At 33.8% G+C, this 22471-nt stretch carries 12 protein-coding genes, 1 rRNA gene and 2 pseudogenes; 13 read left to right on the plus strand and 2 right to left on the minus strand.

All coding sequences use genetic code 11. From position 1 onward, the window contains the following. Window positions 1-182: 182 nt before the first annotated feature. On the minus strand, window positions 183-1649 hold the full coding sequence (locus tag BXU10_RS12850; protein WP_078227655.1) for an MFS transporter: 1467 nt from the start codon (window positions 1647-1649) through the stop codon (window positions 183-185). Between the two features lie 285 nt (window positions 1650-1934). Between BXU10_RS12850 and BXU10_RS12855 the strand changes: the two genes are divergently transcribed. Further along, on the plus strand, window positions 1935-4049 hold the full coding sequence (locus BXU10_RS12855; protein WP_078227656.1) for a thioredoxin domain-containing protein: 2115 nt from the start codon (window positions 1935-1937) through the stop codon (window positions 4047-4049). Continuing rightward, a complete protein-coding gene (locus BXU10_RS25270; RefSeq protein ID WP_223255434.1) occupies window positions 4046-4423 on the plus strand; it encodes a hypothetical protein in 378 nt (125 codons plus the stop codon). Before BXU10_RS12855 ends, BXU10_RS25270 begins: the two co-directional genes overlap by 4 nt. Here BXU10_RS25270 and BXU10_RS12865 read toward each other — a convergent pair. Further along, window positions 4397-5571 (minus strand): IS3 family transposase gene (locus tag BXU10_RS12865; protein ID WP_223255388.1). Its coding sequence is split into 2 segments (ribosomal slippage): window positions 4397-5316 and window positions 5316-5571, totalling 1176 coding nucleotides; the frame shifts between segments, so codons are not numbered across the junction. The genes BXU10_RS25270 and BXU10_RS12865 overlap by 27 nt on opposite strands. An 83-nt stretch (window positions 5572-5654) precedes the next feature. Between BXU10_RS12865 and BXU10_RS12875 the strand changes: the two are divergent. From BXU10_RS12875 to BXU10_RS12930, 11 genes and pseudogenes are all read left to right on the plus strand, one after another. After that, window positions 5655-5870, plus strand: a pseudogene (locus tag BXU10_RS12875) (DDE-type integrase/transposase/recombinase); the annotation flags it as partial. Between the two features lie 402 nt (window positions 5871-6272). After that, a complete protein-coding gene (locus BXU10_RS12880; RefSeq protein WP_078227658.1) occupies window positions 6273-6614 on the plus strand; it encodes a hypothetical protein in 342 nt (113 codons plus the stop codon). A 33-nt stretch (window positions 6615-6647) separates the two neighbouring features. Beyond that, entirely contained in the window at window positions 6648-7316 is a 669-nt protein-coding gene (locus BXU10_RS24800; RefSeq protein WP_123921991.1) for a hypothetical protein, read from the plus strand. Between the two features lie 12 nt (window positions 7317-7328). After that, window positions 7329-8351, plus strand: a complete 1023-nt coding sequence (locus BXU10_RS12890; RefSeq protein ID WP_078227659.1) for a hypothetical protein — start codon at window positions 7329-7331, stop codon at window positions 8349-8351. Between the two features lie 123 nt (window positions 8352-8474). After that, on the plus strand, window positions 8475-8780 hold the full coding sequence (locus BXU10_RS12895) for a hypothetical protein (RefSeq protein ID WP_078227660.1): 306 nt from the start codon (window positions 8475-8477) through the stop codon (window positions 8778-8780). A gap of 29 nt (window positions 8781-8809) precedes the next feature. Further along, window positions 8810-9664: a phytanoyl-CoA dioxygenase family protein gene (locus BXU10_RS12900; RefSeq protein ID WP_078227661.1), complete on the plus strand. Its 855-nt coding sequence runs from the start codon at window positions 8810-8812 to the stop codon at window positions 9662-9664. A 2-nt stretch (window positions 9665-9666) separates the two neighbouring features. After that, a complete protein-coding gene (locus BXU10_RS12905; RefSeq protein WP_078227662.1) occupies window positions 9667-10542 on the plus strand; it encodes a phytanoyl-CoA dioxygenase family protein in 876 nt (291 codons plus the stop codon). Continuing rightward, window positions 10529-11647, plus strand: a complete 1119-nt coding sequence (locus tag BXU10_RS12910; protein WP_078227663.1) for a prenyltransferase/squalene oxidase repeat-containing protein — start codon at window positions 10529-10531, stop codon at window positions 11645-11647. Before BXU10_RS12905 ends, BXU10_RS12910 begins: the two co-directional genes overlap by 14 nt. 34 nt (window positions 11648-11681) lie before the next feature. Further along, the gene (locus BXU10_RS12915; RefSeq protein WP_078227664.1) at window positions 11682-19931 is read left to right on the plus strand and encodes an RHS repeat-associated core domain-containing protein; all 8250 of its coding nucleotides are present in this window, start codon (window positions 11682-11684) and stop codon (window positions 19929-19931) included. A 168-nt stretch (window positions 19932-20099) separates the two neighbouring features. Beyond that, window positions 20100-20459, plus strand: a pseudogene (locus BXU10_RS12920) (IS982 family transposase); the annotation flags it as partial. Between the two features lie 377 nt (window positions 20460-20836). Then, window positions 20837-22350: ribosomal RNA gene (locus tag BXU10_RS12930) — 16S ribosomal RNA — on the plus strand. The last annotated feature ends 121 nt before the right edge of the window (window positions 22351-22471 follow it).

Below are 22471 nucleotides of genomic sequence, written 5' to 3' on the forward strand. Positions count from 1 at the left end.
AATGATTTGTAAATTTAAATTAAATATATACTATTTAATTTAAAACCAATTATTGTTTTCAAATTAATACTAAATTAGTTACTTTTTTTAAATATGAAAAGGGTTTTAAATTTTGAATAATTATAGTTAATGTTTTGAAGAATAGCAGGTTTTTATCTATTTAATTTATGAAATAGTATGTTTTAGTTTTCTCTTCTTTCCTTTAAATCTTTTTCAATCTGAATTTCCATTTCTTTATCTATCAGGTAGCAGAACAACAGTACTGCACTTATAATAAATATAAAACCAGGATAGATACTTACAGAAAGTTTAATTCCTTCGACCGCTGCGGGTATCTGATTGACTTCTCCAGCAACATAACCATATTTGGATAAAAATGCAGCGCCTAATGCTCCACCTATACTTATCCCTATTTTTAGACCAAAAATCATTGCCGAAAAAACAGTAGCAGTTGCTCTTCGATTGTTTTTCCATTCGCTGTAATCAGCTACATCGGCAATCATGGCCCACAATAAAGGAATTGTTACTCCATAAATAAATCCATGTGCTAATTGGGTAAGAAAAACCATTGCAATAGCTGTTCTACTATAAAAATTAAAAAGTAATAAGCTTACAGCAGATAAAAAAATGAAAGTGATATAGATATTTCTTTTTCCAAAGGAATCTGCTAGTGATTTTGAAAACATAATTCCAAAAATCATAAAAAGAATTCCTCCTGCATTAAAAAGACTAAACGCTGAAGTAGGAACATCTTTTGGCCACTGAAAATCTACTAATCCCATTGCTGTTAATGAATTATTTAGTCTGCCAATAAATGCAGTAAAACCAATATCATTCAAAAAAGCGGTTTGTGCAGCTGGATCTAAATAATATTTAAAGTAGAATACATACATTCCGCCTTTTAAAGACAATGTTATAAATACCAAAATCGTAACAAGTAACAAAACCAGCCAGGGTCCGTTTTTAGACAAATCAATAAAATCTTGTTTAACTGAAGATTCCTGATTTTTTGCAGGTATTATTCTTTCTTTGGTAGTAAAAAAAGTAATGAGAAGACAAATTACTCCTACAATAGCAAATAGCATCATTGTATTTTTAAAACCAATTGCTTTGTCACCATGCCCTAAAATTAAAACCAATGGTAATAAAAGCGATTGTATTATAAATTGAGCAATCATTACGGCTACAAAGCGATAGGAAGAAAGGCTGTTTCTTTCTTTCATATCACCTGTTAAAACTCCGCTTAAAGCAACGTAAGGCAAGTTATTTGCAGCATAAATTAAAACCAAAAAAAAGTAAGTCAGTAATGTGTAAACTATCTTGCCGTTTTCGCTAAAATTAGGCGTTAGAAAAGAAAGAACAGAGGCAATTCCAAAAGGCAAAGCGGTCCATAATATCCAGGGTCTGAATTTTCCCCATCGGGTTTCAGTACGATCAGCGAGAACACCCATAATAATATTAAAAAAAGCACCGATAAAACCTCCAATAAAAATAATAACGCTGGCCGTTCCGGCAGGAATTTTATAAACATCGGTATAAAAAAAAGCCAAAAAGGTCAGCAAAGTCTGAAAGATTAAATTCGCTGCAAAATCACCCAAACCATAGCCTATTTTTTCCAGAACAGAAAGTTTTTGTGATGTATTACTCATAAAATAGACTGGTTATTTTTTCCTTTCATTAGTAATCGTATTGATTAAGAGCAAATTTTTTATGGAGCAATGAACGCTTTTTGTTAACCCCATTTTAATAAAATGCTAAACGTAAAAATAGCTGGAAAGTTGAAATAAGATTGTCACTTTTGAAGCGTTTAATAACACTTTTGAAGCATAATTTCGTTAGAGTAAATCTGTTAAATATAAATTGCTATTTTAGCTTTTGATTAAAAAAATATACTGAAATTCAACCTCATTATTCACACTTTTCATTTTATTTATATGCGCATTCTACCTCTTTTATTAATCATTTCCTGCTTTTTTATTAGCTGTAACAGAAAACAGAATAATCAAGGGAATCACAAATTTACTAATGATTTAATCAACGAAACAAGTCCGTATCTTTTGCAGCACGCGCATAATCCTGTAGACTGGAAAGCATGGAATCAGGAAACTTTGGACCAGGCAAAAGCAGAAAATAAATTGATTATTATATCCGTAGGATATTCTGCTTGTCATTGGTGCCATGTTATGGAAGAAGAAAGCTTTGAAAACGAAACTGTGGCCAAATTAATGAATGATAATTTTATAAGTATAAAAGTAGATAGGGAAGAGCGTCCGGATATTGACCAAATCTATATGAATGCAGTACAATTAATGACTGGTAAAGGCGGTTGGCCCTTAAATTGTATTGCACTTCCTGATGGGCGTCCAATTTTTGGAGGAACCTATTTCACCAAAGATGAGTGGACAAAAGCCTTAACAGAACTCTCTTATTTATATAAAAATAACCCTAAAAAAGCAAGTGAATATGCAGATAAACTAATCAAAGGAATTCAGAAATCGCAATTAGTTACAGTAAATAATGATGAAGCGAATTTTAAAAATTTAGAGGTCTTTACTGCTGTAAAATCATGGCAAAAAGATTTGGATTATAAAGAAGGAGGTTTAGTTGGCGAGACCAAATTTCCAATGCCGGGTTCTTTACATTTCCTGCTTCGTTACAGTATTCAGAATAATGATAAATCGATTCAAAAGTATGTGCAAACGACACTTACAAAAATGGCTAATGGAGGAATTTACGATGCCATTGGTGGTGGTTTTGCGAGATATTCGGTAGATTCTAAATGGCATATTCCTCACTTTGAGAAAATGCTGTATGATAATGCCCAATTAGTAAGTTTGTATTCTGATGCTTATCTGGCAACCAAAGAGGAGTTATATAAAAAAACGGTATATGAAACGCTGAATTTTGTAGAAAAGGAACTTATGGCAACTGATGGTGCTTTTTATTCTTCCTTAGATGCAGACAGCAAAAATAAGGCAGGAAAACAGGAGGAAGGTTCCTATTATGTGTGGAAAAAGGAGGAATTACAATCTATATTACAATCTGATTATCCTCTTTTTCAAGAATATTTTAATAGCAATGAAAACGGTTTATGGGAAAACCAAAACTATGTTTTATTTAGGAACCAATCGGATAAAGACTTTGCGCTTAAAAACAAATTGACTTTGAAAGAACTGGATTCCAAAGTTAAAAACTGGAAGCAAATACTTTTAACAGCCAGAAACAAAAGGTCACGACCTCATTTAGACAATAAAACCCTGACTTCATGGAATGCTTTAATGATAAAAGGATATGTTAGTGCTTATCGTGCATTCAAAAATCCACATTACAAAGCAATCGCTTTAAAAAACGCTAACTTCATTATAAATAATCAGCTTAAAAAAGACGGAAGTTTAAATCACAGTTATAAAGAAGGTAAAAGCAGTATTGTTGGTTTTTCAGAAGATTATGCTGCTGTTATAGATGCATTTATTGCGGTGTATCAAATTACTCTTGACGAAAAATGGCTAAACAAAGCCAAGCAATTAACAGATAATACGATAACTCATTTTTGGGATAAAAAATCAAGTATGTTTTATTTTACGTCTAATGCCTCAACAAATTTAATTGCCAGAAAAATGGAAATTGCAGACAATGTAATTCCCGGCTCCAATTCTATTCTTGCTCATAATTTATTCCTGTTAGGACATTATTACTTGAATGATACATATTCTAAAACAGCTGAGAAAATGTTAAATAATGTAAAAGAAGACGCATTACAATCACCTGCAGAATATTACAATTGGCTGGATTTAATGTTGAATTATACAGATAATTATTTTGAAGTAGCCCTTTCCGGAAAAGACGCTATTGCTAAAACGATTCAGCTGCAAAGTTACTATTTGCCCAATATCCTAATTGCAGGAGCGACAAAAGAAAGTAAACTTCCAATTTTAGAAAATCGTTTTATAAACAATGAGACCTATATCTATGTTTGCGTTAACAAAGCTTGTAAAATGCCTGAAAGGGATGTAGTCATAGCAGTCAATAAAATAAAAAACAGTTTATGATAAAATTGATTTTAATTAGAATAAAAAAGACAGAGACGGTTATGAATAAAAATTTTTCAGGAGAGTGTTTTGTTAGAATTATTAGAGTTTTGATATTGATTTTTGTGTTGATTGTTCCGGCTTTGGTAATTAGTCAAAATAAAGGGAAAATAGAAAAATCAGAATTCAAAAAGCCTCAATATCGCAATCTTTTTAAGGAAGGGGGTTATAGTCAAATTGAAATAGATAAGAAATTAGCCAAAGCTTATTATGATGTTTTTGAAGGACCAGATAAAGTATATTTTAAAGAAGGCGATTCTTTAGGATATGTTTCAGATTGGATATGCAAACAAAAAGTAGAGAAAAAGTTAAGCTACATTTTTGTAATTAGTTAATTTATTAAATTCTTCAATAGTTTTATAGTTCAAAGCAGAGTGCCTTCTTTTTTTATTGTACCAAATTTCGATGTATTCAAAAATTTCAAGTTCCATTTGTTCTTTAGTAATTAGTTTATTCCCATAAATTAATTCTGTTTTTAGTGATTTGAAAAAACTTTCTGCAACAGCATTATCCCAGCAATCTCCTTTACGGCTCATACTTCTAGTGACAGTTTTAAAAGAGTCAAGCATATTAGTAAAGCTTTTATTAGCATATTGAATTCCTCTGTCGGAGTGGAATATTAATTCATTTGTAATTTTTCGATTTTTAAGTGCCATTTTCCAAGCTGTTAATGTAGTTTGTTTAGTACTCAAACCATTGCTTAGACTCCAGCCAATTATTTTTCTGTCGAACAAATCCAAAATAATTGTGAGATACAAAAATCCGTCCTTTGTTTGAATATATGTTATATCTGAAACCCAAGCTTTAGATGGTTCCTTCACCGTAAATTCTCTTTTTAAGATATTTGGAACAACAAAATGATTATGTTTTGAATTGGTTGTTACTTTAAATTTTTTACTCAATTTACTGTACAAACCTAATTGCTTCATGTATTTAGCGACTGTTATTCTAGATATTTGATATCCTATATTTTGAAGTTCTAAAGTAATTCTTGGACTTCCATATCGCTGTTTGGTATTAAAATATATTGAAGTTATTGCTTCTTTTATTAAAATCACTCGTTTTTGCCTTTCTGAAACAATCTGTTTTTTCCATTTATAGTAACTGCTGTTGCTTACTGCTAAAACTTTGCACATCTTTTCAATCGAATATATTTTTTCATGGTCTTTTATGAAAAGATAAATCATCGACCTCCCTTGGAAAAGATGCTTATTGCCTTTTTTAAGATATCACGTTCTAATTCTGCTTCTTTTAATTTTTTTTCAAGTTCATGAATTTTTTCTTGTTCGGGACTTAGTTTTAAATTGCCTTTTCCAGGAAAACTTCCCGTTCCAAATTCTTGATAATCTTGGCGCCATTTATAAAGCAAAGCAGCTGTAATACCAAGTTCCTTGGCAAGTAGAGAGATATTATCTCTTTCATAACTTAATTGGACTGCTTTCTCTTTGAAAATGCGGTCGTAATTTTTACGATTTTCTTTCATGGTCTAAAGTTAAGATTTTGTCCTTAACTAGAACTCCACGCTAAGTTAGCACATCCAAAGTCTATAACAAGCGTTCGTTCTCAAAGATTAAAATTCGGCAGTGTAAATATCTCAACAATATTGTAGAACAGGACCATCGATTTATAAAATGGAGGATACAAAACGGGTTAGGCTTTAAAAGCTTTGAATCAGCAAGACGAACATTGAGTGGAATTGAAGTTGTGCATATGCTGAGAAAGAATCAGATAATTGGACATGGGACAACTATGTCTAAATCATTCTGTAAATTGGCGGGCTAACTTTTAAATTACTTAAATTCTTATATTTGATTCTGACAGATGCGACAGAACCTTTAACATGCCCATTTTAATTGTCTCTCCACTTTTTTGCACATCTATTCTTTTCAGATTAAATACCGGGAAGCAGTTAGTAAATATATAACGAAATAGTCTTATGCTTTTATTTCGACCTCTCATGTATAAAAATTCCGCACTCGTACCTTTTTTTTAATTTGAACTATAGCTTTGTATTAATTTTATTACAGAAATGAGATAAGATGCATGCGCCAATGTACCTCAGAATCACTTTCCAAAACGAGACGTAACTAACCTGAAAAGGACCAAAATACATAACAAAATGGAAAATTCAAACGGTACAATAGGGCATCATAAAAATTAATCTAATAACAAAAAACAAAAATCATGAGCGCAAAAGAGATTTCAACAGCCGACGGGAAATTATTTTTTTCCAATCCACCTCATCCGGATAGTGCTTTTCAACCGGAATTAAAAAACTTAAATGAAGTAAAAGATTTTAAAATCGATACTACTGCAGCAACGGCTAGTAGATCTGCTGCTCCACTTCCACAAGTAGCGGTCTATACTGTTGCTGTTGATGTGGTAGTAACCCCTACAAATCCTTTAATTATTTCAGGAAGTGGCCCAGTACAGGTGAGTTATAATAAAGTAACCATTCAACCAGGAGGACAAATAAAAGTATTAACCACTGCAGATATTAAAATTGCAGAGTTAGTAAAAATGTAATTCAACTAATTAATAACATTAAAAAAAATAGACATGAGTAATTTAAATGGCGATATAATAATTTATGGTGCAGATGGTACGGATGGAACGGCTGGTCAAGGCTTTTCAACCCCAGCACCTAGTGGAAATAATGGTACAAATGCTAACTGTGACTGGGATTCTGTTTGTAGACCTAGTTCTACTAGCGGAACCGCAGGAGCAAATGGAGCTGATGCAGGTTCAGGAGCATCTGGAGGCAATGGATCAGATTGTCCCTCTGCCACAATTACAATAGGACAATTAACAGGTACTATTGTAGTTGCAGCAGCTGCAGGAGCAGGAGGAGCAGGAGGTAATGGGGGCAACGGTCAAACTGGAGGTAATGGAGGCGATGGTGGAAAAGCATCTGGCTGCCCTGCTGGTTCAGATTGTAAAGCTAGTAATGGTGGTGCTGCTGGAAATGGTGGAAGAGGCGGTAACGGTGGTAACGGTGGTAATGGCGGTAACGGTGCTAATAGTATAGTAGTGCAATTCCATGGTGGTAGTGTTTTAACTTCTTCTCCAGTTCCAAAAGGAGGTTCGGGCGGAGTAGGTGGTAATGGTGGAAGTGCTGGTAAAGCAGGTTCACCTGGAGGAGCACAAGGATCTGGAGGTAGTGCTGGTTCAAGTGCTACATCTGGAAATAATGGAAGTCAATCTAATATTATTTTGCAACCAGTTTAAATAAAGAATGCTATGAATGCGACTAAAGATTCAATTTTGTCAAACGTAGCGCTACTTTCATCTTATGCATCCACACTTAGTTTGGCTTCGGCCAAACAAGTGTTGGATCTAAGAGATGAATTATTGGCTTTACCAGAGAAAGCCAACCTTCAACTAGGCGGTAGATCGGGTTTAAATATAGATGGCAGTCCATTACAGTATTGCATTAGCTCTTCCAGTGAAGGTTTACATGGCCGTTTTATAAGTGATCCATCTTGTATTGTGGGTTCCCCAGAAGAACGATTTAAGTATAGTTATCAAGCGTTGCAAAAATTATATGCTATCACACAAACCGAAGAAATAAAGGAATTGTGTGAAGAAATGTTGGATTTTCATTTGCCTGTTTCAAAAGCAAATATGGATGAGTATCCCGATGGTGTTTTTTGGTTAGGTGCTTCTCCAGACAGTAAAGGCATAGCTATTTATATTGATGGTAGAAGAGGCGGTAAAGAAGCTTCATGGAAACGATTTAGAAATTGGCTAAAACACTTAATGCCTGATACTACAGAAATTGATGAATTTGTGAACAATTTGAGTCCGTACGCTAATATTATGAGTATCGGTTTAGAAGGAAGTTCTTTAAAAAATGTAAGAGCTAAAATTTATTTTAGATTAACCCATAAACTTACAATTGAAGATTTAAAAATACCTGTTTTGCTCGACGAATCGGTTACTGATTTCTTTACTGATGTAATAGGGAATAAAGAGATAAATTTGGCAGGAGTAGTGTTTAATGTAGGTTTTCATATTGCTAGTTCAAAATTGTTTGATGCAAAAATTGATATTTGTGCCTGTCCTTCTTATGCCGAACTAAATCCTAGTGAGTGGGTTGATTTATTAGAAGAAACCACAAAAAAAAATAAGGTTGCCCCATTTCCAATAAAAGAAGAGGTGCTAGAAAACGAATGCGCTGTTTCTTATTATGGATTAGGGATAGATATTATGGGAAATAAGAGATTAAATCTTTATTTAAAGAATAAAACGGTAGTAAATTAAAACGTATTTAGGTTTTACTTTTTGAAATCTTCTTTTTCTCTCTAAGCAAAATACTTAATTATTACAATTTACTATGGTAGCAAACAAATTGTGAACCATACTAAATTCTTATTATCAAAACAAATGAAACAAAGCATCATTATTCCAAGAAACAAAATTGTTATTTATTATCAAGGATATTGCACCAAATGTAAATTTTTATCTAAAATGGTAGTTGTTTTATCCTTGTATATTATAGAAAGAATACCGCTAGAAGTGGATGAAAGTATTCAACTTTTTTTTGAAGATTATCCTAAAGCGAAAGGCTATCCGATACTTTTTTTAGGTAGAACGCCTATTTATGATTATTGGGTTTTTCCAGCAGTTCCTTTTGCTATTGTCTTGTCTTGGTTCTACAAACTACAATCTTTGTTTCTTCAAGAGCATTGATTAATGTCTAATTTTTTTCTTCAAGAAATATGAGAAATGTTTTTAAAAATCCCATTCAACAAAAAGAATTTGAAGAAAAAGGGTATGTGGTGATTGATTTCTTAAATCCTTCTGAAGTGGCGTCACTACAACAAGTATACAACCAATTAAATGCACAACCCAAAGAGAGAGGTTTTTCTACTTCTAATATGAGTATGGATGCCAATTACAGAAAGAATGTGTCCAATGCTATAATAGACACTTTTGCAAAAGCGGTGGCCTTGCATTTAGAAAATTTTAAGCTCTTTTTCGGAATATTTACGTCTAAACAACCGAATCAATCGGAAAGCATTTGTTCGATACATCAGGATCCTACTTATGTGGACGAATCAAAATATCAAGGTATTACCTTATGGGTACCTCTTATAGATACTAATGCCACAAATGGAGCTCTTGAAGTTATAGATGGCAGTAATCAATTAAATGATGGTCCAAGGAGTACGCTTCCTAAATTTCCATACAATGAATTGAGTCCTTATTTGATAGCAAATTACTTTAAACGTCTAGATATTAAGGCAGGGCAAGCTTATATAGGAAGTTCTAAAGTTTTTCATTGGTCACCCTCTAATTTTAGTGATACTGAAAGAGTAGCCGCACTAGCTTGGTTAGCAGAAGGAGAAAGCCAAATGCGATGCTATTATCAAGATTTTAGAAACCCAGGAGAAACAATGGAGGTGTTTGAATTAGAGCCCGATTATTATATAGAAACACCTTTGTTCAGCAGACCTGATGAGGCTAGAGCCAAAAAAATTGGTGAAGTGCCCTTTTATTTTACTCCTCAAAATGAAGAAAGTGTTGCCACCATATTAGGAGAAGCACATAGTAAAATAAAATTATCGGTTTAAAAATGAAAGCAAGTATAGTAAATAGAATTCTTTTTAAAAATCCAGAACATCAAGTTTTTTTTGATGTAAACGGATATGTAGTGGTTGATTTTTTAAATGATAGAGAAATAACATCACTTAAAAAATTTTATGATTCTTTAGAAGGAGATTTAGGAGAACCAGCTTTTGCTTCAACGATCATGAGTAAAAGCGCTATCTATAGAAATGCAGTTTCTAAGGGAATAGGCAATCATTTTGAAAGAGCAATGGCTACTATCTTTGAAGAGGTTACTTTCTTTTGGGGAAATTTTAATATTAAATATCCTCATCAAAATACAGGTATAGTTCCTTTGCATCAAGACCCTTCTTTTTTAGATGAAAGACGTTTTCAACCACTTGGTTTATGGGTTCCTTTAATAGATACTACTATGGAAAATGGGGCATTGGAGGTAATACCTGGAAGTCATCATTTTTTGAATTTTCCCAGATGTGGTGGAGCACCATTTCCTTTTTATAAGTACCAAGAAGCACTTTTAAAAGAATTTGGTATTTCATTACCCATGAAAGCAGGTCAAATTTACATTGGTAATCCTGCTTTATTTCACGCTTCACCAACCAATAAAAGTCTTCATCCTAGAATAGCAGCAGCAGGTTTGGCAGGACCTTCAGAAAGTAGTTTAAGATACCATTACTATAATGAATCTGGGGCAAACAATAGTGTCGATATCTTTGAAGTAGATCAAAAATACTATCTCTCAGCTCCTTTATTTAGTAGACCTAATGTAAAAGAATATGAAATAGTAGAAAGTTTAGTTTTAGAAAAGCAAAAGGTTACAAAAGAAATACTGTTTGATTATTTAAATCAATTTAAAATAAAAAAAGACCATGTTACATGCTAGTAAAGAATTTTTAAATAAGAGTGAGGTAATTGCTACAAAAGAAACCTCTTGGCATTCTCTTTTTAAAAAAGGTATTGAGCACTTAATGGCAGAAAAAAAAGCCGATTTTGTGAATACAAAGCATTGTATGCCTTTCACAAAGGAAGTATTTCAGGTTGAACAGGAATTGCAAGTAGCGGATATTTTTCAAAGAGCTTTACTAGTTGATACTTTAATTGACGCACAAGAGAAATATCCAATTCCTTTACAGGAGATTATAGTATCGGAATTATTCTACTTAATGCGAAGCAAAAGGGAAGGAGGAATAGGAGCATGGAGTTATTTTCCTGATTTAAAAGAGTTGCCTCCAGATGTAGATGATTTAGCACAAATACTACAAGTATTTTGTAAATTTTATCCAAAAGATACTTTTAAAGATTTATTTGAAGTGCCAATTCAGACGGTATTAAATGATCAACCAAATGAAGATTTAGGATGGGAAACATGGATACTTCCAAAGGACAATTTAACCCAAGAACAACAATTGCAGTATGAATGGATTCATAAAGCATGGGGAACAGGTTCTGACGTTGACGTTGTGGCTAATTTTTTATATGCGCTACAGTTGTATGATAAAGAACGTTTTAAAGAAGACATTCAAAAAGGGTTACAATTTTTGAACAACAAACAACAACAAGGGGCTTGGGAAAGCACTTGGTATCACGGTCTTTATTATGGCACATATGTTAGTATAAAAGCCATTTGTTTTGCTAATGGAGATCACCAAGTCATTGCTAGTGCTTTAGATTTTTTAATTTGCTCTAGACAGGAGGATGGAGGATGGTCTTTGCCAGAACAAGCCTCAGATTCTTTACAAACGGCACTTGCTTTACTGGGTATTGCAATAGCTTCAAGTTATTTAGAAAGGACTATAGATTCACAATGGTTAAATAAAAGTTTACTCTTTTTAGCTAATCAATATCAGGAAAAGACAGGTTGGGAATCTTGCCATTTCATTAAAATGCCAATGGGAAGACCTATTGGTTTTGTACATACCATATTAACTTATGAGAGCGCTCCAATAACTACCAACTTCGTTAGTAAGGCTTGCCTACAATTTTTATAAAAAACCTATTTACAATTGATAAACAGCAGAAAAAATGAGTTTTAATAATACACAGAGCAACGCTGAACAAAGTAAACCTCAAGTTGCTACGTTTCAGTTTGATAATAAAGCAATTGGTCAAGTAAAAGATAGTGTTAATCTATTTACAGGAACCGCTAATATTCCTGTTAATATTGCCACTTTTCAAGGAAGAAAAGGGTTGGATGTAGATATTAATATGATGTATAATAGTAATGTTCAAAATTCAGTTAAAAATTGGAATATTTCAAATCCAACTGGAATTTTAGGATTGGGTTGGGATATGTCATTTGATAAAATTGCTGTTAAAAAAAATGGCAGTGGTACTACTTCATCAGATGAGTATTTTCTAGTAAGTAATGGTAGTTCAAACCAATTGATACAAGATGGATTTTTACCTACAAATCCGGTAAATATTTTATTGTATCAACTTAGAAATTATGAGTTTTGGGACATACAATATGATGCTTATAATGAAAAATGGACCATAATTAAGGAAGATGGAACTGTCTTTATTTATGGAGATAAAAACAGTGGCAGAAATACAGTACAATATGGAGTGCAATGGGGTAACTGGATTGGAGCTTCAAATTTAACTATAGGACAAGAACATTTTGCAAGTGCTTGGAATTTGTCTGAAGTGATCAATACATGGGGAGAATCGGTGCTCTATACTTACGATAATGTGGAAGTTGCTGTAGGGAATAGTAATGGTCTAATTTATACACAGGCTTCCTACCTTAAAAAAATAGAAGATAGTTTTAAAAGAACAATTGTGTTTTTTTATGGAGAGAAATATGGTGCTAAAAATCCAAGTACTAAAAACATTGTAGAATATCAGTCTAGTCATACCAATCAGCCTACACCAAATGCTTATCAAGACAGTTATGAAACTCGTTATTTAGATCATATTGAAGTGAAAAATAAATTGAATATACTTCAATTCACTATTTTATTTGAATATGATTTTATTAATTTAGGATCCAATAGCCAAGCTGCCGTTTATCCTTTACTATGGAAAAGGGTTTTAAAAAGTTTTTGGCAAGTGCAACCTAGCGGAAATACATTACCAGGTATTGAATTTGAGTATTATGATAAAATTCAAGACATAAATTCGGGTGCATTAAAAAGTATTCTTTATCCACAAGGAGCAAGAGCAATTTATACCTATAAGGAAGAACCTCTAAATAGTTCTCGTAATATTAAGATTAATGCACCATTTGTTAATGCAACTCCTAGGGTTTGGTTTGGTTCTGATTATACGGTAATTACTTGGTATGATAAGGCAAATAAGAAACTAGTGGCTAAAGTTCATTCTTGGTCGGGCAACTGGTCTGAATATGTATTAAATTCAGATGTGTCCACTAAAAATTATTTTAACAATGTTGATTTTGATATCGATAGTTTAGGAGTAGTAACCAAACAAGATTACATAGCGCTTTATTTTACTGATAAGACAAAGAAACAATTTCAATTATTTCTATACCGAAGAAATCCAGAACAATTTGGAACTTTTAATTTAACTAATGGATCGCAGTATTTTCCCTTGCAAGCTGCTACATCAAAAGTAAGTGTCGAATCGGGTAAAGACTTTGTTATTGTTTCTAGTAAAGACATTACTACAACTCCTATTACTGCATTTCAGTGGAATTGGAAGCAAAAAACTTGGAATAACTCAGCCAATTCCCAACAAGGAGGAATAGCAATTGCACTACCTTCTCCTGCTGACGTTTCTAAAGCTTCTGATATCGCTATCAAAGCAAGAGATAATTTTTATATTGCGACTTTTTATAATTTTACTTCAAAATTATTACAATTTCAGTTGTTTTATCACAATGGGAATAACATTTGGTCCAAAAGTGTAGTATACAACACTCCAAATGTTTCTATCTATAAAAATGCCTCTGAAGGATTAGATTTTCCATTGAATCTTACGTTGAGTACATCCTTTGGAGTGGCTACTTATATTACAAATCAAACCGCAACAAAAATAAGTTACAGTCTTAGAATTCTGCAATGGGATAAGAATTTTAATATGCTTAATGCTGGAACTCCTTTAGTGAAAACCTATGAATCTCCTATTGTAAATGGAAAATCGCAATATCAATTGTTTTCTACTTTAGTAACTGATTCTTTGATTACCAATAATCCTTTCTTAAATAGATATATTGGTGGAATGGGAAATACTAATAACCCGCTAAATTGGAAAGCTACCTCTTTTATTACTAAACCTGAAGATATTGTAAGTTTTGCAACGGGTATAGACGTTGCAACTATGTCTAAAGAACAAGGCCAAAATAATAGTAATCAATACCTACAATTTAATCCAAACACAGGCTTGTGGGGAGTGCCTCAAAATTTGGCTTCAACAGGTAAAAATAGTACTGTAAGTAGTAATTATATGACGGTTGGAAAAGATGTTTTTTATCAGAATACAGATGGTAATTGGATCAAGCAAACACAGCAATTAAATAATTTAAATGCGCCTAAAACAGTTCAAAATAGAGCTCCTAAGTATATTGCTTATCAAGATACTACAGACGCTACTGCACAAACTTATTTTGTAAACCCTATCAATGGTGGTTTAAGCACACCTATAAAGTTACCAATTACTTCTGAAGGTCCTGGACAAAAAATAGTGGTTGACCAAGAAACAGTTAAAGCTGGTACTTTATTATCAGGAGCTGATGTTTTTGTAACCTATCCTTCTAATCAGGAATTTGATACCTGTGCCTCTCTTGCCTTATATAAAGTGGTAGACGGTACAGCTACTGATTCGGTTAAAGTAACACCTGTATCTTATATTGCTATTACTAATGATGTGAATAATGAGGAAGCTTTTTATCAATCTTACGATTATGCTCGTTCTGCACAATCTATTATCACTTACGATTCTCGTTCTGGTTTAGCACAATTTCCAAAAGTAACCACATTTATTGGTACTAAAATACCTGATGTGAATTTAACAACAAGTGGTATTTTAATTAGTTATTTTTCTAATGGTGTGTCTGTGCAAAATGAAATTCCTTACAATACGAATTGGGTTTATAATTACAGTCAGTTATTAAATGGGGCTTTACTACAAAAATTACAATATGATAAGAAAGGTAATTTGGTAAGCAAGGATATTAATTATTGGCAACTATTTACAACTAATTTAAATCAAAAAAATTACTTGTTTGGTGCATTTTTTAGGATAAATAAAACTTTATCAGAACAAGATGGTGTTACACAATTATCTACAGTAGAATACTATCAAGATCTAGGATTACCCATGCGTTCCTTTAGTTCCTATTATGACTCAAATGGTGATCAGAAAACAATTACCAGTGAGAAAAAATATGCTATTCAGATTCCGAGTTATCAAGCAGCCATGCAACAAAAACATTTGTTGAATGCTATAGCACAAGAATCGGTATTTATGAGTGATAAAAATATACAAAAGAAGTGTATAGCTTCAAAAACGGTTACATGGAAAAACTGGTCAACTGATACAGAATGGAAATGGTCACCTTTTCAAAATTTTGAATGGTTAGGGAATGATAAAAATACACCCAATTTTGATTTTTCTAGTACTCAAAATAATACTGATTGGTTAAAAAAACAAGAAGTTGTTTCAAGAGGTGTTTATGATACTGTAAACGAAATGATGGATGTAGAAGGTACAAAATCGTCTTATATCTATAGCACTGATGCACAATTTCAAATAGCCGAATTTTTAACAGCTAGTAAAATAGGTGAGGAAGCTTCATTTGTAAGTTTTGAATCTTATGAGGATAATGAAGGGTGGACAATCTTACCTAACGCAAGCATTATTCCTAATGACTTGGATACAACTATAGATGCTAAAATAGGACAATCATCGCTAAAGATAGAAAAGGGAATAGGAATACAAAATAGTTTTACTCCTCAAAATCAATTACAAGAGTATGTTTTTTCAAGTTATGTGAAACTTCCAGAAGGTTTTGATCCTACAAAAGGGGATGCAAAATGGATGCTATCTTTTAGCCAAAATGGAACAACAATAGGAAATGAAATAGATTTATCTTTTGGTAATGAAGTAGGCAAATGGGTTTATGTTTATCAAATTTTAAATTTAAAAGAAGTACAAACAAGTGCAAATAGTGCTATAACTATTACTATTAAAGCGCAAAATAATAATGCTGCAACTGCAGTTTTAGTGGACTGTATTCGTTTTTCTCCTTTACAAAGTTTATTTTCTGCGGCATCCGTTAACACGCAAATTGATGCTATTCAAGCCAGTTTAGGTTCAAATGGTGAAGTAAAGAGAAAGTTTTTTGATAATTTCCAAAGAGTAATAGCCAATACAAGTTTTGCAGAAAAAACAACTTCCATAGCAACTAGTTATTTTTCACGAACAGGAAATGATAATATTTTTTCTAAAGAAGATCCTAATAGTAAACTAAAAATAATGGCTGTTAATGGAGGTGATGCTCTTTCTTTTAATCAGGGTAATGAATGGAAAAACTATTGGACTCCTTCTAATGAACAAGACTGGCAAACAGAAAACGGTTTATTGAATTATACAAAATCTTCTAGTGAAGGAATTTTGAATTACAAAGGAAACGAACTGAATGATTATGGATTATTGGTTCAGTTGATGCCCAAAGAAATCATCACTAATACAGTAGGCATAAAAATAGGAGATCAATATACGGTGCAATGGAATCCATCCTCTAGTCAATGGGAATTATTAGGAAGTGATCGTCAAATTCTCCAGTCTAAAAAGCAAAGTTTAAAAGTAAGTAAAACCCAATCAGAAGATGAGGTACAATCTTTATTGGTAAGAGCGGGTTTGTATTCTAAAGCTATTAAAAATGCTGTAAAGGCAAAAAAAGGAGCTATTTATGAATCAGAATTTAATAAATTCTATACCATAGAGCAGCGTTCTGATGCAACAGAAATAGTCACATTAGCCGAACAATGGACTCTTATGGTTACTAAAAACACTTTGTTGTTTTTTGCCGATGGTAGGCTTGTTTTTAACTATGCATCTAGTAGTATTATTTCTGGAAAACTTAGCTTGTTTACAAACAATAAAATAAGCATCAATAGTTTATTAACAATTATTAATCCTATGGCAACGCAAACATTTGTTAATGCTGTAGGAAATGATAAGCAGTCGCAACTATTAGATAATACTAGAATGACAGTAATTGAAAATACTTATAACAATCAAGGAAGTATAATTGCCAATACGAAGCCTGCTTTTGTTGAAGCATCAAATACTACACCTGTTTTTAAGTATATAGCTGACTTTGCAATATATAATCCAACCACACAAAAAATGCAAGGGTTAATTGCGGATGCTTACCAAGAGGATGAAGGCTATCCTTATTTTGGATACCGTTATGAAGTTTCTCCACTGGGAAGAATACTAGAGCAATCCATGCCAGGAGTAGCCTTTAAGTTAGGAGCTAATACTCAGCAATATCAATATGGAAGTAATACAGGAACTTATGGTTTGCCAAAAGGAGAATATTATCAAGTAAGTGTTACGGATCAAAATGGAAATAAAACGTATACAATTACCGATAAGCGAAATCAAGAAGTTAGAAAAGTAAGTCAGAAATCGGAAATTGAGGAGATTGTTTCAGCGGTTTATTATAATGATTTAGGCTATCCAATACGAGCCTTGTCACCAAATTATGAAGAAGGTGGGCTAAATAATGAAGATTGGATAAGCTATCAAACGTATAGTTTTATAGGTCAATTAGTCAGTACTTCTAATGCAAATGGAGGAACAACAGAAATGATTTACGACAGGGCCAATCGTTTGCGTTTCCGACAAGATGCAGAAGGGAAATCACAAGGGAATTATCAATATTATAAATATGATCTTTCTGGAAGAATAAGTGAAACCGGATATGTTTCAGGAGTTTGGGATACAAATACTTTACAAGATCAGGCCAATTATCATCCTGAATATCCTGAAAATGTGGCGACTTGGAGAATGAAAACCTATTATGACTATAATGGAACTACAGCACCTTATCAAATAGGACAAGTAGTAAAAACAGAGAATAATCATTCAGACAAAGGCAATGCAGATGTAATAGAAAATTTCTTATATGACATTTATGGCAATGTAATTAGTAGAACTCAAAAAGTAATTGATTTTGATAATGAAAATTATGAAACTCGTTTTTATTACAATAATTTAGGCGGTATTACTCAAATTGATTATCCTGTTGAAAAAGGGAATGCTCCTTATGCTGTCTATTATACTTACAATAGCATTGGACAAATTGAAAGTATAGGAAATACTGCTGCTTCAAGTAATATCGCTTCTTATATTTATAATCCAGCGGGAAAACCTTTAGTAGAAACTTTAAACCCTATTGGAACTAGTTTTATTCGTAATTATGGGTATAATTCTCCTGTATGGCTTGATACTATAAAGGATACTAAAACGAAAGACAGTTCTTTTATTTTTCAAGAAACGTTACAAACTTCATTGCCAGAAGGACCAGCTTATTATAATGGACAATCAGCGGCTATTAGTTTCCAATATCCTACAGATATGAGTGCTGGTTCTACTTTTACAAATACTTATAATGCACTAAATGCATTAGAAAATGTTAAAGAGAGTAGAGGGCAGAATGAGTTAAATACTAAACAATATCAGTTTGATAATAATGGAAATTTTGACACTATAACCATTAATTCTAAAACCTATCAATTTGAGCCAGAGACTGGAAAAGGAGATCGTCTTCAAAAAGTAACAGATATAGAAAATCAAAGTACTTTATTTGACTTTCAATATAATTTAAATGGTTCAATTGCACATTATCAAACCTCTGATGCAGATGGTTATAAAGCACAACAATTACAATTTACATATGATGCTGGTTCCCGTATGACTGCTGTTATAAATGATTTAAATCTTGAAAAACAATACAAATTATTTTATAACAGTTCAGGTGATAGAGTCTTAAAGCAACAGTTTTCTTCCAATTCAGTTCAAGAGCGTACTTTGTATGTAAAAAGTTTATCGGGTAATCCGTTAGTACAAATAAAGAAACGTACTAGTTCTCAAGATACATTGTATATGGTTTACGGACCAATAGGAGTAGTTTCTTTTGTTAAAAATGAAGCTTCTTATTTTACTTTAAAAGATCATTTAGGTTCTGTGAGAGTTATAATGGATGAAAGTGCTAATCCTGTTGCAGCTTATGAATATGATGTGTATGGAAATGTAACGATTGTTGCACAACCAGAAACCGATTTCTTTCCTTATCTATTTACTAGTCAGGAATATGATTATGAATTAGGAATATATAATTATAAAGCTCGTTTTTATTTTAGTAGAATAGGTCGATTTGGTGTAATTGATAACTACAATCAATTCTTTAGTCCTTATATCTACGCAGGAAATAGTCCATTAGTATATATAGATCCATCGGGTAATTTTTCTATAGGCAATTTCTTTTCGGCTATTGGAGGTGCTATTATTGGAGCATTTGAAATTTTAATAGGTGTTGCTATCGATGCTTTGGCAGGAGTTTTAGAAGTCGTTACAGGAGGTCTTTCCACACCTGTTAGTATTGGATTAGCTTCTTTAGCAGGAGCCTTTATAGGAGCAGGAGTAAGTTCTGTAACGTATTCTGCTGTTAGTTTAATTACAAATGATTTTAGTTGGAAAGAATATGGTATCAACACGGCAATTGGATTTGTTGCAGGTGCTATAACAGGTGGTTTTGGTGCGGCAGGTTCTATTGCCGCTGAAGCGGCAACAGGAGTTAAAGCCGCTGCAGAGGCTGGACAAGCTGTAAGTACTTTAGCCAAAGTTGCTAATGCTGGAATAAAAGGTGCTTTTACTGTTACAGGTGCTGAGCTTGCTGTTACATCATCAACACTAATAGATAATTCAGCACATGGAAACAGTTTAGGAACTGGTTTAGATGAAGCTTTGATTAAAGGAGTATTAAGTGCTACGCTGTCATGGGCAATACGCGGAGTTGATTACGAATCTGGATGGGGTAATTTATTTGCTAGGGTAGCTGCTGGTATTGCTAAATCTGAGTTCATAGATGTGTCTATTCAGTTAGGATCTAATGCTATTCATGGAAATAGTTTCGATACAGGAATTATGAATACTGTTGTAGGTGGATTTGTGGGAGGAAGTATTGGATCTTTAGAAACGAATGCCTATGCTTCTGCAAGAGCAAAGAATGAACTTAATTTTATGAATCTTCCTGCAACACAAAATCAACCTCGAGCTAATGGAATCATTAGATTGTAAAAAATAATACTTATAAGTACCCGTTGGGTGAAATTAACTGAAGTAAAATAAAGGAAGTGGGTATTGTTCAAGATTCTGGAATACAGTATCTTGACGTCATAAAACAAAACAATATTCATGACAAATATAGTTAAAAATTATTTTAGAGTTTTAGAAGTTATAAGTTCTTTGAATTGTGAAGCATACTGTAAATCAAGTGTTGTAAGAAAAGGCAAAATGTCTGATAAATAAGTTGTTGCATTAAGTTTGACGGCTGAATTTATGTCTATTGATAGTGAAAATTCATTGTTTAAACAGATCGATTCTAATTCGATACCTAATCTTATTGAATTTGAAGATTATTTCATTGTTGACAGTATGCCTTTAGAAGTCCGTAAATTTTCTCGTCATGATAGAGTTAAAATATGTAAAGATAAATTAGAAACGGCTCCATCAAAAGGATTTTGTGCTTCCCAAAACAACTGGTTTTATGGATATAAACTTCACGGAGTTTGTTCTGTATCAGGAATTTTTCATTTATTAGACATCTGTGTGCTTTTTTTGAAGGTGTTTTTGTTTAAAAATTAATAATACAGGAAAATACTTTCAAAAAAAATACAAAATTTCAATATCTAAATTTACTGTTATCAGAAAGTTAACAAAAAGTAGTGAAAAAGATTGTGAAAAATCGGCAGAAAGTCTTGTAAATACTAATAAGTTTTCTACTTTTGCACCCGCTTTGAGAGATAAACGATAGGCGAAAAGAATAAAAAATATTACGTTCGTAGACATATTGAATTGACAGCCGCTTTAACAGAGATGTTAAGGCAAAAGAATAAGAGTAATAGAATCGGAAGATTCGATAAGAACCGATAGATACTGATTCGAATAACAATACGATTTGATGTAAATTAAATCAACAATATACGATGAAGAGTTTGATCCTGGCTCAGGATGAACGCTAGCGGCAGGCTTAACACATGCAAGTCGAGGGGTATTTATCTTCGGATAGAGAGACCGGCGCACGGGTGCGTAACGCGTATGCAATCTACCTTTTACAGAGGGATAGCCCAGAGAAATTTGGATTAATACCTCATAGTATTACGACCTGGCATCAGGATGTAATTAAAGTCACAACGGTAAAAGATGAGCATGCGTCCCATTAGCTAGTTGGTAAGGTAACGGCTTACCAAGGCTACGATGGGTAGGGGTCCTGAGAGGGAGATCCCCCACACTGGTACTGAGACACGGACCAGACTCCTACGGGAGGCAGCAGTGAGGAATATTGGACAATGGGCGCAAGCCTGATCCAGCCATGCCGCGTGCAGGATGACGGTCCTATGGATTGTAAACTGCTTTTGTACGAGAAGAAACACTCCTATGTATAGGAGCTTGACGGTATCGTAAGAATAAGGATCGGCTAACTCCGTGCCAGCAGCCGCGGTAATACGGAGGATCCAAGCGTTATCCGGAATCATTGGGTTTAAAGGGTCCGTAGGCGGTTTAGTAAGTCAGTGGTGAAAGCCCATCGCTCAACGGTGGAACGGCCATTGATACTGCTGAACTTGAATTATTAGGAAGTAACTAGAATATGTAGTGTAGCGGTGAAATGCTTAGAGATTACATGGAATACCAATTGCGAAGGCAGGTTACTACTAATTGATTGACGCTGATGGACGAAAGCGTGGGTAGCGAACAGGATTAGATACCCTGGTAGTCCACGCCGTAAACGATGGATACTAGCTGTTGGGGGCAACTTCAGTGGCTAAGCGAAAGTGATAAGTATCCCACCTGGGGAGTACGTTCGCAAGAATGAAACTCAAAGGAATTGACGGGGGCCCGCACAAGCGGTGGAGCATGTGGTTTAATTCGATGATACGCGAGGAACCTTACCAAGGCTTAAATGTAGTTTGACCGATTTGGAAACAGATCTTTCGCAAGACAAATTACAAGGTGCTGCATGGTTGTCGTCAGCTCGTGCCGTGAGGTGTCAGGTTAAGTCCTATAACGAGCGCAACCCCTGTTGTTAGTTGCCAGCGAGTCATGTCGGGAACTCTAACAAGACTGCCAGTGCAAACTGTGAGGAAGGTGGGGATGACGTCAAATCATCACGGCCCTTACGCCTTGGGCTACACACGTGCTACAATGGCCGGTACAGAGAGCAGCCACTGGGCGACCAGGAGCGAATCTATAAAACCGGTCACAGTTCGGATCGGAGTCTGCAACTCGACTCCGTGAAGCTGGAATCGCTAGTAATCGGATATCAGCCATGATCCGGTGAATACGTTCCCGGGCCTTGTACACACCGCCCGTCAAGCCATGGAAGCTGGGGGTGCCTGAAGTCGGTGACCGCAAGGAGCTGCCTAGGGTAAAACTGGTAACTAGGGCTAAGTCGTAACAAGGTAGCCGTACCGGAAGGTGCGGCTGGAACACCTCCTTTCTAGAGCCTTAGTGTTAGCATTTGTGCACGCTGAGGAAAAAAGATGAAGATCTTTAAAGTTCTGAATTGAAAGATTGTATTACTCTTGCTGTTAATTTAAAAAAAAATGAAAATTAAGTAA

It is taken from the genome of Flavobacterium sp. LM4 (assembly GCF_002017935.1).
Lineage (GTDB): Bacteria > Bacteroidota > Bacteroidia > Flavobacteriales > Flavobacteriaceae > Flavobacterium > Flavobacterium chungangense.